Annotated in this window: 13 protein-coding genes, 2 pseudogenes and 1 riboswitch; of the genes and pseudogenes, 9 read left to right on the forward strand and 6 right to left on the reverse strand. The window is 34.2% G+C overall.

Annotation, left to right across the window (positions count from 1 at the left end; all coding sequences use genetic code 11):
• Positions 1 to 45: 45 nt before the first annotated feature.
• Together ACZDYH_RS22180 and ACZDYH_RS22185 are read left to right on the forward strand one after the other, a co-directional pair.
• Complete coding sequence (locus tag ACZDYH_RS22180) at positions 46 to 1,272, forward strand: ATP-binding protein (RefSeq protein WP_001046103.1); 1,227 nt, start codon at positions 46 to 48, stop codon at positions 1,270 to 1,272.
• Between the two features lie 229 nt (positions 1,273 to 1,501).
• Positions 1,502 to 1,882 (forward strand): hypothetical protein, encoded by a 381-nt coding sequence (locus ACZDYH_RS22185; protein WP_000424119.1) that lies wholly within the window; start codon positions 1,502 to 1,504, stop codon positions 1,880 to 1,882.
• Positions 1,883 to 1,909: 27 nt separating this feature from the next.
• Here ACZDYH_RS22185 and ACZDYH_RS22190 read toward each other — a convergent pair whose 3' ends face one another.
• A complete protein-coding gene (locus tag ACZDYH_RS22190; RefSeq protein WP_000862983.1) occupies positions 1,910 to 2,542 on the reverse strand; it encodes a cyclase family protein in 633 nt (210 codons plus the stop codon).
• Positions 2,543 to 2,627: 85 nt separating this feature from the next.
• Positions 2,628 to 2,740: riboswitch (SAM riboswitch) on the reverse strand.
• A gap of 149 nt (positions 2,741 to 2,889) precedes the next feature.
• Between ACZDYH_RS22190 and ACZDYH_RS22195 the strand changes: the two genes are divergently transcribed.
• Both ACZDYH_RS22195 and ACZDYH_RS22200 read left to right on the forward strand, forming a co-directional pair.
• On the forward strand, positions 2,890 to 3,999 hold the full coding sequence (locus ACZDYH_RS22195; protein WP_000147465.1) for a PRK06851 family protein: 1,110 nt from the start codon (positions 2,890 to 2,892) through the stop codon (positions 3,997 to 3,999).
• A 111-nt stretch (positions 4,000 to 4,110) separates the two neighbouring features.
• The gene (locus ACZDYH_RS22200; protein WP_001208237.1) at positions 4,111 to 4,893 is read left to right on the forward strand and encodes a nucleotidyltransferase domain-containing protein; all 783 of its coding nucleotides are present in this window, start codon (positions 4,111 to 4,113) and stop codon (positions 4,891 to 4,893) included.
• Positions 4,894 to 4,906: 13 nt separating this feature from the next.
• Here ACZDYH_RS22200 and ACZDYH_RS22205 read toward each other — a convergent pair whose 3' ends face one another.
• Both ACZDYH_RS22205 and ACZDYH_RS22210 read right to left on the reverse strand, forming a co-directional pair.
• Positions 4,907 to 6,208 (reverse strand): MFS transporter, encoded by a 1,302-nt coding sequence (locus tag ACZDYH_RS22205; protein ID WP_088859363.1) that lies wholly within the window; start codon positions 6,206 to 6,208, stop codon positions 4,907 to 4,909.
• A gap of 143 nt (positions 6,209 to 6,351) precedes the next feature.
• Complete coding sequence (locus ACZDYH_RS22210) at positions 6,352 to 7,878, reverse strand: FAD-dependent oxidoreductase (RefSeq protein WP_474887189.1); 1,527 nt, start codon at positions 7,876 to 7,878, stop codon at positions 6,352 to 6,354.
• 581 nt (positions 7,879 to 8,459) lie between these two features.
• Here ACZDYH_RS22210 and desB point away from each other — a divergent pair.
• Positions 8,460 to 9,545: a Delta(10) desaturase DesB gene (desB, locus tag ACZDYH_RS22215; protein WP_000661226.1), complete on the forward strand. Its 1,086-nt coding sequence runs from the start codon at positions 8,460 to 8,462 to the stop codon at positions 9,543 to 9,545.
• Positions 9,546 to 9,598: 53 nt separating this feature from the next.
• Here the strand turns inward: desB and ACZDYH_RS22220 are convergent, their stop codons facing one another.
• The 3 genes from ACZDYH_RS22220 to ACZDYH_RS22230 form a co-directional block, all read right to left on the reverse strand.
• Positions 9,599 to 10,354: an amino acid ABC transporter permease gene (locus tag ACZDYH_RS22220; protein ID WP_002025246.1), complete on the reverse strand. Its 756-nt coding sequence runs from the start codon at positions 10,352 to 10,354 to the stop codon at positions 9,599 to 9,601.
• 47 nt (positions 10,355 to 10,401) lie between these two features.
• Positions 10,402 to 11,196 (reverse strand): ABC transporter substrate-binding protein, encoded by a 795-nt coding sequence (locus tag ACZDYH_RS22225; RefSeq protein WP_000823765.1) that lies wholly within the window; start codon positions 11,194 to 11,196, stop codon positions 10,402 to 10,404.
• 122 nt (positions 11,197 to 11,318) lie between these two features.
• Positions 11,319 to 12,041: an amino acid ABC transporter ATP-binding protein gene (locus ACZDYH_RS22230; protein ID WP_000616927.1), complete on the reverse strand. Its 723-nt coding sequence runs from the start codon at positions 12,039 to 12,041 to the stop codon at positions 11,319 to 11,321.
• Between the two features lie 375 nt (positions 12,042 to 12,416).
• Between ACZDYH_RS22230 and ACZDYH_RS22235 the strand changes: the two are divergent.
• From ACZDYH_RS22235 to arcA, 4 genes and pseudogenes are all read left to right on the forward strand, one after another.
• Positions 12,417 to 12,602 (forward strand): annotated as a pseudogene (locus ACZDYH_RS22235) (HAMP domain-containing protein); the annotation flags it as partial.
• Positions 12,603 to 12,971: 369 nt separating this feature from the next.
• A pseudogene (locus tag ACZDYH_RS22240) lies at positions 12,972 to 13,544 on the forward strand (methyl-accepting chemotaxis protein); the annotation flags it as partial.
• Positions 13,545 to 13,690: 146 nt separating this feature from the next.
• Positions 13,691 to 14,140 carry an arginine repressor gene (gene argR, locus ACZDYH_RS22245; RefSeq protein WP_000711826.1) on the forward strand — a complete coding sequence of 150 codons (450 nt, stop codon included), beginning with the start codon at positions 13,691 to 13,693 and terminating at the stop codon, positions 14,138 to 14,140.
• 268 nt (positions 14,141 to 14,408) lie between these two features.
• A complete protein-coding gene (arcA, locus tag ACZDYH_RS22250; RefSeq protein WP_000682331.1) occupies positions 14,409 to 15,641 on the forward strand; it encodes an arginine deiminase in 1,233 nt (410 codons plus the stop codon).
• The last annotated feature ends 29 nt before the right edge of the window (positions 15,642 to 15,670 follow it).

The following is a 15,670-nucleotide window of genomic DNA, read 5'->3' on the forward strand; positions in this document are numbered from 1 at the left end:
AGATAACAATGAAAGTTTTTTGTATCGATCAAGGGGAGTTTTTATATGAATAAATACAAGAGCTTGATTTATGAAGAAAGAAGAGCCTTAAAGGTATTTATATTATTATTTTATATTATATTCTTTTTATATGACGCTATATATTATTTTGTATATCCTGCTATGAATATTAGTGGAACAGCGGTAGGTTGGCCAGAAGGTAGTCTTGGGATAGGTGTGCCTATATTTGTAATAGCATTATTTCCTATTTCTATATATCTTCAAAAAAGAGGGTATGTATATTCTGTAAAATATTTATTTTTATTTGGGTACATGTTTATCAATCTTGTGAATAATTTAATGATTTATTTGCGAACGGATAGACCTTTTGAACATGGCAGTATGGTAGAAATGTTATTAATTTTATTTGCCCCAGTTTTCGTGAATAGAAAATACTTTTATTTAGTGTCCTTTAGTGTAATTGGAAAGTACGTATTTTTCACATTGCTATTACAAGATTTAAAAGTGATAATTCCACTTGTTTTATGTGTATTTTATTTCATTATTTCACATTCTTTATTAAAACGATTTCAATCTTATGTAAGAACAGTGGTTGAAATGATGAACAATATGAAAGAGACGGAAAATTTAGCTGTGATTGGGACTATGTCTACAACAATTGCTCATGAAATTCGAAATCCGTTAACAGCGTTAAAAGGGTTTACGCAAATGCAAAAAGAAAGAAATCCAACTGATACGATGAGCTACGACATTATGCTACAAGAAATTGAAAGAGTCAATGGATTTGTTAGTGAATTGATGTTGTTAGGAAAACCAAAGCCAACAAATTATGAAAGGTGTAATATACGAGACATCCTTCTATATGTTGTGCATCTAATGGAAAGTTATGCAACGCAATATAGAGTTAAATGTCATTTACAAGTAGATGGGAATTTACCGGCTATAAACGGTGATGATAAGCAATTAAAACAAGTGTTATTAAATATCATTAAAAATGGAATAGAGTCAATGCCAGAGGGTGGAGAAATTCATATCCGTGCATATCAAAAAACGCAAGGACATTTGTGTATTTCTGTTGAAGACCAAGGATTTGGTATAGAGAATGAGAAGTTAGAAAAAATTGGCAAGGCGTTTTACACAACAAAGGAGACTGGTACAGGACTTGGATTAATGATTACATATAAAATTATTAAGGAACATCAAGGGAGTATCACGATCCAAAGTAGTGTAGGAGTAGGAACGAAAGTAGAAATTTTTTTGCCGACCTTTTAATGTATTGGGAGAAAAGATTTTTCAGAAAAGTGTTCTTGTTGTGTAAATATAAACATTTTATAAAATGTTTCAAGAAGGGTTTTTTTTATAAAATACTTCGTTTATAATGGAGGAAAATATCGACATGAGATTGATTGCTCATGTAGCGGTTCAGTAGTGTTATGAAAAGATAAGAAGGGGTGCACACGCATCCTTTTTTCTATGCAGATATTATGAAAGAGGTGGTATGATGGAATTAACATTAAATTCGACTGTATGTTTACACACGATTCAATTTCGAAAAGAGCAAAAGAATTATACTGTAAAAGACACAATTACAGGAGAAAAATATGAAATGCCGCCACTTTGGATTGATGCATTGGCAATGATGCGTGACGGTTTTTTATTGGGGGAAATTGAGGAGAAATTAAAAGAAGAGTATCCATCCGAAGAAGTGAATATGTTAGCATTCACGAAGCAACTGTTAGAACTAGAACTTGTTGAAATGGTAGATGGGGAAGAAATAGCTTGTACAAAGAAGAAAGAGAAGGATTATTTAGCTTGGTTACGTCCTCATGTTGAGCAATTCTTTCTTAATTTAAATAAAAAAAATAGAAGCAAAGGTCAATGATGATCTTTGCTTTTTTGTATAGTTTGTTTAAAAAATTACAGCAAATGCTCTTGCAAAAGCACCGTCGCTATCTTTAATTTTTAAAGGTGCTGCTGAGAAGAAGAAACGTTTCGTGTGAATGGCATCTAAGTTTGTTAAGTTTTCGATTAAATAAATATTATTCCCAAGTAGTATGTGATGAATTGGTGATGTTTCTGTCGTTACCTCATCAGGAGAAATAAAATCTAAACCGACAGATTTTACTTTTAATTGTACTAGTTCCTCGGCTAATTCTTCAGAAAGATAAAAAGCTTCTTTCTCATACGCCTCCGTGTTCCATTTAGTAGATAGATTGGAATGGAAAATAACAATATCTCCTTCTTTTATATCAGCATCGTGCAGTACTTCTTTAGGTAGTTTTCGTTCTTGTACATGAGTTACATCAATAAGAACAGCTTCACCTACAAATTGATCCAGCGGTAATTGATCGATGGTCGTTGCGCCTGAAATAAAATGCGCAGGAGCATCACAATGCGTGCCAACATGAACGACAGAATGAAAATCTGTAACTTGATAGCCTGATTCTTCAACACTTGTAACAGCTTCTAGTTGTATTTTAGGTGTTCCAGGAAATTGAGACATATTATTTTCAAATGTTTGTGATAAATCAATTACTTTCATTTTACATACCTCCAATATATGTTTTTCAAATAATAAAAAGCTCATCCTTCAGTATCAAGAAAGATGAGCTTTACATGCTAGTTGAGTTTTATCTTCCAAAATGCATTGCATTTTGCAGGAATTAGCACCTATTCAGTTTGTATAAACTGAGGTTGCTGGGCTTCAAAGGGCCGGTCCCTCTGCCTCTCTTGATAAAGAAGTATTCAGTTTTTAAAATCGGAATTTTCCGATAGTTAAATTGTAATTCATTTCCTTTTTGCGTGCAATACAAAATAGGTATTCACCCAAATAAAGCTGCTTGCATATTGTAGCTTATGTAAATAGAATGCTGCGAAGGAGTGAGTGCAGTGACAGGAAATGTATTAAATTATTATGCTGGTGGTAATACAGCTAGGGGATTTCACAATTTATACGAAGAGAATTTAAAAGGATTAGACAGATTATTTATCTTAAAGGGTGGCCCAGGAACGGGAAAATCTTCTTTAATAAAGGCAATAGGTCGTGAATGGATTGAAAAAGGATATGATATTGAATTTTTACATTGTTCTTCTGATAATAAATCGGTTGATGGTGTAATTATCCCACAATTAAAAGTAGGAATTGTTGATGGGACATCACCGCATGTTATTGAGCCAAAAATGCCAGGAGTTGTTGAAGAGTATATAAATTTAGGAATTGCTTGGGACTCAGATAAACTAAGAAAGCAGAAGTTAGAAATTGAAAGATTTGTTTCAGAAGCAAGCAAAGCTTTTCAGTCTGCTTACGCACGTTTTAAAGAGGCATTGGTTATACATGATGAGTGGGAGAAGATATATATTGATAATATAGATTTTAATAAAGCAAATGAACTAACCAATCAGCTAATCCAGAAATTATTTGCAGATAAAAGCGGGAGACAATCGCTTGTAAAACATCGTTTTTTAGGAGCTGCTACACCGAAAGGAGCAGTTGATTTTGTTCCTAATTTAACAGAAGGGTTACCACATCGTTATTTCATAAAAGGGCGCCCAGGCTCTGGAAAATCAACGATGCTCAAAAAGTTAGCTAAGGCAGCTGAAGAAAAAGGGTTTGAAGTTGAAGTATATCATTGCGGATTTGACCCGAATAGTCTTGATATGGTTATCGTAAGAGAATTAGGATTTGCAATTTTTGATAGCACCGCACCACATGAATATTTTCCAAGTCGCGAGGGTGATGAAATTATTGATATGTATGCCCTTATTGTTACGCCAGGGACGGATGAGAAATATGCGAAGGAAATTCGTGATGTTTCCATTCAATATAAAGCAAAAATGAATGAGGCGATGTCTTTCTTAGCGAAAGCAAAATCGGTTCGTGATAAATTAGAACGAATTTATATTGCTGCTATGGATTTTTCAATAGTAGATGCATATAAAGAGGAGATTCAAAAAGAGTTTGAACGAATTGCTGCTACTGTAATTGAACAGCAACAATAGACGTTTCATTAGGCTGTCAGTAATTTCTGACAGTTTTTTTAGTATGTAGTAAAATTAATAGTGTATTGTCGAATTTCCAAGGAAATAATCAAAAAATGGAGATGTTATGAAATGAGAGAGAAAATCGAGTTGGAGTTAGAAAGAATTGAAAAAGAGAATGATGTAAAAATTTTATTTGCGGTGGAATCAGGGAGTCGTGCTTGGGGGTTTCCATCGAAAGATAGCGATTATGATGTTAGGTTTGTTTATATACATCCGGTAGAATGGTATTTATCAATTCATGACAAACGAGATGTAATTGAATATCCAATTAGTGATGATTTAGATATAAGTGGTTGGGATATTAAAAAGGCGTTGCAACTATTCGCGAAGTCGAATCCTGCTTTACTTGAGTGGATTCGATCACCAATTTTTTATTCGAAAAACTCTAATTTTCCAGAACTACTTCAACAGATGAGTGAGAAGAATTTTGATCCAAAAGCAACGATATATCATTATTTACATATGGCGTCGAAAAATTATCGTGAATTTTTGCAAGGTGAGAATGTAAAGCTGAAAAAGTACTTTTATGTATTACGCCCCATTTTAGCTTGTAAGTGGCTAGAAGAGAAAACGACTTTACCTCCTGTAGAATTTGACCGATTAATTACAGAATTATCATTAGAACGTAGCGTATTAGATGAAATTGAAAAGTTGTTAATAAAGAAAAAAGCAGGTACTGAATTAGATGTTGGATTGAAAATTAAGGTGCTAAATCAATTTTTAGAAGAACAAATTCATTACTATCAGCAATATGTAAAAGGAATTGAAAAGGGATCAGGAATCGATATTGAGAGTTTAAATACATTGTTTCGAGATATGTTGTTTGAAGCATATGAAAAAGAGCACAAGTAAGTTTGTGCTCTTTTTATTTTGTAGGAATGAAGAAAACAGATATAGCTGCGATAAAACCTGCAAAGGAGAATAAGTAAAAATTCCATGCTAAGTCATATTGCATTGTCATAATAATACCGACGAGAATTGGGCCAGCAATTGCACCAACTCGGCCAAGCCCCAGTCCCCAGCCTAAGGAGGTAGCTCGGATATGTGATGGGAAGTATTGTGTTACATATGCATTTAATATTTGAGTAATACCGACTGATCCAATACCAGCAAGGCCAATTAAAAGATAAATGATTGTAACAGATGGTTTGATTGTTAATAGTCCGATACATATGGCTGCCATAAGATAAGAGATGCTAATAACAATTTTTGCTCCTATACGATCAGCAATTGCTCCAGCGAATAATGCGCCGATAGCTGCGGTAATATTTAGCATAAGTAGAAATGACAGACTAGACCCAAGAGGATATCCTGCCTGGCGCATCATCTGTGGTAACCAAGTGTTTAAACCATATATTAAAAACATTCCCATTATATAAGTGATCCAAAAAAGTAGCGTTGCTTTTATGTATTCTTTTGAGAATAAAGTAAAAAATCCATTTTTCTTTCGTATAGTAGATGGGTCTTGATGAGTTTTATTTTTTACATGAAATTCAATTTGAAAACGATTAAGAATTTGGTTCACTTCTTCTTGGCGATTACTTGATAATAAAAATTGAATGGACTCGGGTAAATAGCGAATAATGAAAGGAATGAGGAGTAGTGGAATCATTCCGATACCAAACATAATTCTCCATCCGAAATCTTCTAACATAAGCATGGACAAAATAGCACCTAACACGATACCTAAAGGATAGCCAGTAAACATAAGAGCATAAATAAAAGATTGCCTTTTTTTTGGTGAATATTCAACAGTAAGTGCTGAAGCTGTTGGGATAACACCGCCTAATCCGATTCCTCCTATAAATCGAGATAATCCAAATAACTCAGGAGAAGGAGCGATAGCCGCTAAACCCATTGTGATAGAAAAAAGTGCTAAACAGCATATAAGCGTCCATTTACGCCCAATTAGATCTGTAATCGTTCCAACTAGAATAGCTCCAATAAACATCCCAAATAAAGCATAGCTTGCAATTGTACCAGCATGCGCTGGTGATAGCGCCCAGCTTTTGTCTTCTAGGAGCTTTGGTAGAACGGCACCGTAAATACCTAAATCATATCCATCAGCTAAAATGGCTAGCCAACAAATAAAAACAACAAGTTTTGTAATAGAGCTTGGAAAGATAGTTTCTGTAGATTCTAGATGAGGTGGAGCTGAAGGTTGCATAATATTCACCCCTTTTAATTTGTAGATGAATATATTATTTTATTTAATGTTAATATTTTCCTCCTTGTGTCGAATTTTATCTGAAAAGGGTTTATAACAAATAAAGAAGTTCAACAGTAATTTTGTTGAACTTCTTTATTTGTTTACTCATTATCAACTCGTTTTAACGGTTGGTCTGCTGGGCCTTCAAGAACGTCTCCCTCAATTGAAAAACGAGAACCATGGCAAGGGCAATCCCAAGTACAATCACCATTATTCCATTCAATTTCACAGCCGAGATGTGTACAAGTTGTATCGACGATATGTAATTTTCCTTCTTTGTCCTTATAAGCACCTGCTCGTTTACCGTTAACATGTACGACAGATCCTTCACCAACTTCGAGATCTTCTGGCTTACGTAATGCGGTTTCAATCTTTCCTGCAATTAAATGTTTCGCAACATCAATGTTTTGGGAGAGGAACGTTTTTATATCTGGATTTGCATGGAAGCGTGATGGTGCATACAGTTCTTTATAGGGACTGTGAACTTTTAGGATGGAGTCCTTCAGTAGGTGAGCGGCAGCAGTTCCAGTTGTCATTCCCCATTTGCGATATCCAGTTGCAACAAATATATTTGGATTTCTTTCGTTAATATGTCCGATATAAGGAAGCTTATCTAGAGTAATTAAATCTTGTGCTGACCATCTATAAGGAACTTCATCTATTCCAAAAGTGGCTTCAGCAAAAGAATAGAGTGCTTCATAATGAAGCATCGTATTTATTCCCTGACCTGTTTTATGACTCTCTCCGCCAATCAAAATTAATTTTTCTCCATTGTTTGTTATATAGCGTAAGGAGCGCTTTGGATCATCAATACTTAAATACATGCCACCTGGATACTCCGTTTTTGCTTTTATTGCAAGAGCGTAGGAGCGTTCTGCGTACATTCGCGTAAAGAAAAAGCTATTCGCATCATAAAAAGGAAAATGTGAACAAGAGACGACATATTCACAAGTGATATGATGGCCCTCTTTTGTAATTATTTGTGAATAATCGCCCTTTTCCACATCCATAGCTGTTGTTTGTTCGTAGACCTTTCCGCCCATCTCCACAAACTTTTCTAAAAGTGTTTTTAAATAAAGAAGGGGATGGAATTGTGCTTGATTTTTCATTACAAGCGCAGATTGTACTGGAATAGGAATCGATAGAGATTGAACATAGTCACAAGGTATATTTAATTTTTGATAAGCTTCATATTCTTTCGATAAATTTCTTAATCCGTTATCAGTAGTTGTATATAAATATGAATCTTCATTTGAGAAATTACAGTCGATTTTATATGTTTGAACAGTTTTATTTATGAATTGTAGAGCCTGATTATTTGATTCATAGTAAAGCAGGGCCTTTTCTACACCGAAATGATTTATTAATTCATCATAAATAAGATCATGTTGTGCTGTTACTTTCGCTGTTGTATGCCCAGTCGTTCCATTTAAAATACGACCAGAATCAATTAAAACAACATCGATGCCTTCTTTTGCAAGTAAATAGGCAGTAGTAATACCTGTAATACCAGCACCGATAATAGCAACTTTCGTCTTTATATTTTCGGATAAACGAGGGAAAGTAGGAAACTGAGTAGATTCAATCCAATAAGATAGCGGCAGTTGTGGAAATGTATCACTTGTCATTGCGGAAACCTCCTGATTTTAGAACAATTTTCCTTTTAATATTTCCATATTATATGAAATTCATGTGTGTTGTTTTAGAAGTAGTCTATTTTTATTAAAAGAGGTTATAAATTATTTTAATATAATTAATTAGGTGGGGCATTATGATGTAGTAGGATTTATATAAAACTAAATTCAAGTGATTCTGTTTGTTGATTACATAGGGAGTTATTGAATGAGATAGAGTCTATGGCGTTTAAGAAAATGTCTATATATAGTGGGTAAATCCTTATGGAATCTATACATTTTCTTTAGTGAAATAAAGTATGATTATAAAAATATAACCACCTTTTATTACTAGGTCATAAAAGGTGTTGACAATATAGAAATTCTATTGTTATGATTCATCATGTGGAAAGGTTGATAGAGAGTAAAAAGAGAAATGTTTTTCATTGATAATAAAAGCGAAAAATAAGTGACGATAGAGTGAGTATATTTTCCTTATAATAGATGCTTTTTGGATCATCTAGTAAAATCAATCTGGAAGCAAGAATTGATATATGTAAGTTGCGCAAGGCGCGGCATAAGAAAGGAGCAAAAGGATGAAGGAGCTTCATACGTTTGGGTGGTATGCAGCACGTGTATCACCACATTTGCCGAAAAAAGCATTTAAACCAGTGCCTACTCGTTTATTTGGTGGACTGGCTTATTTGCTTGTGGCATTGGCGGGGTTAATATCGATTGGTGTATTTGAATTGAATGTGTGGGCGAATCTAGGAATTGCGATTGTTCTTGGATTATGTTTTGCTTCACTAGGATTTTTAGGGCATGAAATTTTACATGGAACTGTTGTAAGAAAGGCATGGCTTCGTGACTTCTTAGGCGCGATTGCATTTATGCCATTATCAACAGGGCCAAAGCTTTGGAGAAAGTGGCATAATGCAACGCATCATGTTCATACACAGCATGAAGAGAATGATCCAGATGCATGGCCGACACTTGAGAAACTTAAGAAGAGTAAGTTTTTGAGTTGGGTATATCGTATGCCTTTACATGTACGTTCATTCTTTAGTTTTCTGTCACTAACAATTCAATTTACATTGCATTCGACTCGAATGTTCTTTCATTTTATAAAAGAGTTCAAGTCATCCAATCAAAAATCTGTATGGCTTCAACTTCTTTTGCCTTGGACAGTTTGGATTAGTTTATTGTTTATTATGGGACCTGGAAAATGGTTATTTGCATATGTCATTCCGTTGTTAATTGCTAACTTTATTGTAATGGCATATATCGCAACAAATCACCGCTTAAATCCAATTGTTCCAGTAAATGATCCGTTAGCAAACTGTTTGTCAGTAACAGTGCCGCGCTGGGTAGACGTTTTACATTTCAATTTCTCATATCATACAGAACATCATCTGTTTCCCGCTATGAGTTCTAAATACTATCCGTTAGTAAAAGAGAAGATTAAAGAAATGTGGCCGGAACGCTATCATGAGATGCCGATGACAAAAGCTTTGGCAGCGCTATGGAATACACCACGTGTGTATTATCAAGGAAGTGAATTAGTGGATCCGCATAGAGAGCATTTCTATGGTTCTTTAGGAAATGGACTAGATCCTCATAATATTTCATATCGTGAGGAACATATAGAAGAAGAAAAGAGTATTAAAAAAGTAAATCAGTAAAAATTAATATATTTTTGCAATGAAAAAGCAAGCCATCTCAGGCTTGCTTTTTCTTATAAAGAAACTTCCTTTTTGTTCCTTTTATGGACTTGGACGGAGTTAGTTTCTTTTCGTTGTAGTCGTTTTTCTAAAAGATTAACAAAATAAGTAAATAGAAGAACAAGTATGAGATAGTATGCACCAACGATTATGTAAGTATCTAATTGTTGGAAATTACCTGCTGCAATTGATAAACCTGAACCCCATAATTCGGACATTCCTACATAAGCAACAAGTGAAGAATCTTTTAATCCGATAATAAATTGGTTTCCTAGAGGAGGAAGAGACAGACGAAATGCTTGTGGTAATATAATTCGTCGCATAGCTAAAGGATAAGGCATGCCTAAAGAGCGAGCTGCTTCTAATTGTCCCCGGTCAACGGATTGAATAGATCCACGGAAAATTTCCGTAATATATGCTCCGTTATGAATTGCTAAAGCGATTGCACCTGCCCAAAAAGGGGTGAAAACAACAACGGATGTAATTCCAAAATAGAGAATGGCAATTTGAACAATTAAAGGTGTACCACGAATAATAGCAATGTAGACATGAGCGATACTATTTAAAACTTTATTGTTAGAGATTCGAAAGAAAGCGAATAATAATCCAATTAATGAACCGAGTACTAGGGAAGTTAATGTTAATTGTAATGTGACAATAGTAGCCTTTAAGAGTGTGGGATAGGAAGAGATAAAAATTTCAAACATGCGTTTCACCTCATATTGTATAGATTTTAGTAGAGAATGAAATGCCCCACATAAAATGAACATTTAATCAGTGGGGCATTGTTTATAAATCTTTTGAATGGCTAACTTACTTACTTCGTTTTTTCCTCTTCACCGAGAATATTACGCCCGAACCATTTTTTACTGATCTTTTCATACGTACCATCTTTAATGATTTCATCTAACGCTTTATTTACTTTCTCAACCATTTCTTTATCATCTTTGCGAATAGCAATTCCCATTTCATCAAGATTTAATGGTTTTCCGGCTTCTTTTATCTTCGATTTTCCTTCTTTTATCATACGTAGACCAACCATTTGATCCGTAATTACTGCGTCAACACGCCCAGGCTCTAAGTCCATAAGAGCAGTAATATCGCTGTCATATTCTGTGATTTGATCTGTATATTTTGCAACAAGATTTTTAAAGGTACTAGCTTTTACAACACCAATTTTCTTACCTTTTAAATCTTCTGGAGAAGAGATAGCGGTATTCTTTTTAGCCACAAAAATTTGGGCGCCAGAGCGATAGTACGGATTTGAGAAACTAACAGCTTTTAAGCGCTCCTCTGTAATTGCCATACTACCCAGTATTACATCATATTTCTTCGCTTGAAGACCTTGAATCAGCGTTTCCCATGGGTTTGTAACGGGCGTAGCCTTCATGTTCATCTTTTTAGCAAGAGCTTCACCGATTTCTACATCAAAGCCGACAAGTTTGCCGTCATTTTCTTTATAGTTAAAAGGTTTGTATAATCCACTCATCGCATAGCGAAATTCTTTTTCACTATTTGATGAAGTAGTAGAGCTTTCTTTGCTACAAGCTCCTAGTATGAAGGATGTACATAGTGTAATGCTCGCAACAATGGTTAATAGTTTTCTTTTCATAAAACCCCTCCTATATATTGATCATACGGATAGTTTTTTAGTATGTTATTGAAATATTTTATTTGGATGATTAGTTGTGCACCGTATGAATGTATTCCTTTTCGTTTGAAACAAAAGTTACATTATAAAACGTTGCGTAAAAATTGTTTTGCCCGTTCATGTGATGGAGCTGAAAAGAATTGTACTGGCGGAGCATCTTCTACAATCTTTCCATCGTCCATAAAGATGACGCGATCAGCTACATCTTTTGCGAAATTCATTTCATGAGTAACAATAACCATTGTCATCCCTTCTTCAGCAAGTTCTTTCATAACTTGCAATACTTCTCCAACAAGTTCAGGGTCTAAAGCTGAGGTAGGCTCATCAAATAGCATAATCTTAGGGCTCATTGCAAGAGCTCGTGCAATGGCAATGCGCTGTTTTTGACCACCTGAAAGAAGATGAGGAGTTACATCCGCTTTATCTTGAAGGCCGACTTTTTGGAGAAGTTGATTTCCAATATCCTGTGCATTTGCTTTCTCTAATTTTTTTACGTGAATAGGTGCTTCTATGATGTTTTCTAGTGAGGTCATATGAGGAAAGAGGTTAAAGTGCTGAAAAACCATACCGACATTTTCACGGACTTTATTTAAATTTGAATGCTTTGGATCAATTCGCTCACCTTGTAAGTGAATTTCGCCTTCATCGTACATTTCTAAAAAGTTAAGACAGCGAAGTAATGTACTTTTACCAGAACCACTGGCACCAATTAAAACAACAACTTCTTTTTCTTTTACTTCTAAATCAATTCCTTTTAACACATCAAGTGAACCGAATGATTTTACTAGATTTCGAACTTGAATCATACAAAACCCCCAGTTAAAAATATATTTTACAAATGTTGCCCTGTATTTCTGTTATTAGTCATAAATTGTCAGAATCCTTTATTTTTTTCGTGCAATTTGATATTCAAAGAAATAATGATTTTTAAAATCTCTATATCCTTCTATAATGAAAATATGGATAATAATATATAGGTAGTATTTATATTGCTTATAAAAAGGGGGAAAGGGAAGATGGAAAAAGAAAGAAAAACATTTTCTTTTGGATTACGTACACAACTTATGCTATTCACTACAGTTTTAGCTTTCATTACATATTCAACAAGTATATTTTTTATTTACGTGATATACGATTATTTTCAAAGTTATGTAAGTCAAACTGTATATAATATTATCGTTATGTTATTAGGGGTAGTATGGTCTGGAATTTTAGCATATGGAGCAGCCGTATTTTTAATTAAACCGCTTCGCAAGTTAGAGGAAGCGGCAAGAAAAGCAGCTGAGGGTGATATTCGTGAAGATGTTCCATTACCGAAGACAGATGATGAAATTAAATCTTTAAGTGTTGCATTTAATATGATGTTAGGAAACTTAAGGGGCATGGTAAAAAATATTGATACAACATTTTCGTATACAAATAATCAAGTACAGCAGATTAGAAAACAAACAGGCGAAGCAACGAGACAAGCGCAAGGTGTATCTGAGACACTTGCAGAGATTTCTTCAGGCGCTGAGCAATCAGCGGCATCAATTCAAGCAATTGTTTCTGCTGTTGATACAACGACTTCTATTGCAAGTGAAGTAGAAGAAAAAGCGAAGCAGTCTGATACATTGTCTTCAGAAATGGTTGAAGCTTTAGGGCATAGTACTCGTGTCTTTACGTCTTTAATTCAAGGTATTCAAACATTGGCAAAAGAAAATGAAGATTCAATGCAAAATGTACAGAAGTTAGAAGAACGAATGAAACAAGTAGAACATATTGTGTCTGTTGTGAGTGCAATTGCTAGCCAAACGAATTTATTAGCACTAAATGCTTCTATTGAGGCAGCTCGCGCAGGAGAGCATGGAAGAGGCTTTGCGGTTGTTGCGGAAGAAGTACGTAAACTTGCTGATGAAAGTGATCATTCTGCAAGAAACATATCGCAGTTATTACGGAATATGCAAGATGAAGTACAACAAGTTGCAATGAAAATGACAGAACAAGTGAAAATAGCTAAAGAAGAGGCGAAACGTGGGGAAGCTACGGAATTAATTTTAAAAGAAATGTCATCAAGTGTTATGGAAGTAGCCGATGCAACTCAGCAAATTAGTAGTTATATGAATGAACAAGTGAGCCACATTCATCAAACAGGAGCACAAACAAAAGCTGTAGCAGCAATTGCTGAAGAAACGTCAGCTGGTTCGCAAGAAGTAGCACGTGTGACGCTACAACAATCTAAAAATATGATAGTAATCGATCAATTATTAAAGGATTTAGAGAAGCAAGCAACTGATTTGAAACAAACAATTGAACGATTTTCAATGTAAAAGGAAGAACAGAATATTGTTCTTCTCTTTTTTATTTAGCTTGATTTAATATTTACAGTTAAACTATGAACGTTTCCGCAACATTCTTTTCTGTCCCTTTCGGATGAAAATTATAGCGAGCTATAATATTAAAAGGGGTGTCTTTTATGAAAAAAGAAAAAAGACAACGGTTAATTAAACAATTTGTAAAGGAGTATGAAATAGATAAGCAAGAAAGATTAGTAGAATTGTTAGCAAAAAAAGATGTATTAGTAACACAAGCTACGGTTTCTCGCGATATTCGTGAGTTAAACTTAACGAAGGTACCTTCTCAAGAAGGATTAATGATATATAAAGTTTTCTCAGAAGAGCATTTACAAACTGATATAAAGTTAAAGAAAAAATTACGAGAAGTTGTTGTAAAAATTGATTGTGTAGATCAATTAATGGTTATTAAAACATTACCTGGTAATGCACATGTTATTGGTGTTTTATTTGATGAGTTAGATTGGAAAGAAAAAATAGGATGTATATGTGGAAATGATACATGCCTTATAATTTCACAGTCGAAATCAGATAGGGAGATTATAGAAGAAAGATTAAATTTAATTATTTAGATGCAAAAATCCTGTTTTTAATAAAATTAAAAACAGGATTTTTGTTTAAATACGGAAGTTAAATATTCAACATATATGCGTAATATATGTATTTTTTATTGAGAAAGCAAGATAGTTTGTTATAAAAATACATATTCGTATGATTTTAAAAAAATAACTTGTTTAATATTTCACAATGATAATGTGGATGCTTTCACAAAGATGAAAGTACAGAGCATTTATTATGTACTTGTAAGACATCAAACATATTTAAAAGGAGGTACAACAAATGAAACATCCGATACATGTTACTTCAGAAATTGGGGAATTACAAACGGTTTTATTAAAACGACCGGGTAAAGAAGTGGAAAACTTGACGCCAGATTATTTGCAGCAATTATTATTTGACGATATTCCATACTTACCAATTATTCAAAAAGAGCATGATTATTTTGCACAAACGTTACGCAATCGGGGTGTTGAAGTTCTTTATTTAGAAAAACTAGCCGCTGAGGCGTTAGTAGATAAAAAACTTCGAGAAGAATTTGTTGATCGTATTTTAAAAGAAGGACAGGCCGACGTAAATGTTGCACATCAAACTTTAAAAGAATATTTACTTTCCTTTTCAAATGAAGAATTAATTCAAAAAATTATGGGCGGTGTACGGAAAAACGAAATTGAAACAAGTAAGAAGACACATTTATATGAATTAATGGAAGATCACTATCCGTTTTACTTAGATCCAATGCCTAATTTATATTTTACTCGTGATCCAGCAGCTAGCGTGGGCGATGGCTTAACGATAAATAAGATGAGAGAACCAGCGCGTAGACGTGAATCATTATTCATGGAGTACATCATTAAATATCATCCAAGATTTGCAAAACATAATGTACCAATCTGGTTAGATCGTGATTATAAATTTCCGATTGAAGGTGGCGACGAGCTAATTTTAAATGAAGAAACAATTGCGATTGGAGTATCTGCTCGTACTTCAGCTAAAGCAATTGAACGTTTAGCTAAAAATCTCTTTAGCCGACAAAATAAAATTAAGAAAGTGTTAGCAATAGAAATTCCAAAATGTCGAGCATTTATGCATTTAGATACAGTATTTACAATGGTTGATTATGACAAGTTTACAATTCACCCAGCCATTCAAGGGCCAAAAGGGAATATGAATATTTATATTTTAGAAAAAGGATCAGATGAGGAAACTCTTAAAATTACACATCGTACTTCTTTAATGGAAGCATTAAAAGAGGTATTAGGCTTAAGTGAATTAGTTCTTATTCCATGTGGAGGAGGAGATGTAATTGCTTCTGCTCGTGAACAATGGAATGATGGCTCGAACACATTAGCAATTGCGCCAGGTGTAGTTGTTACATATGATCGTAACTATGTATCTAATACGTTATTACGTGAACACGGTATAGAAGTGATTGAGGTGCTAAGTTCGGAATTATCTCGTGGTCGTGGGGGTCCACGTTGCATGAGTATGCCAATTGTTCGTAAAGATATTTAGTATAAATAACGGAGAAAGTAGGGATGAAT

Source organism: Bacillus sp. EB V-12, assembly GCF_056158125.1.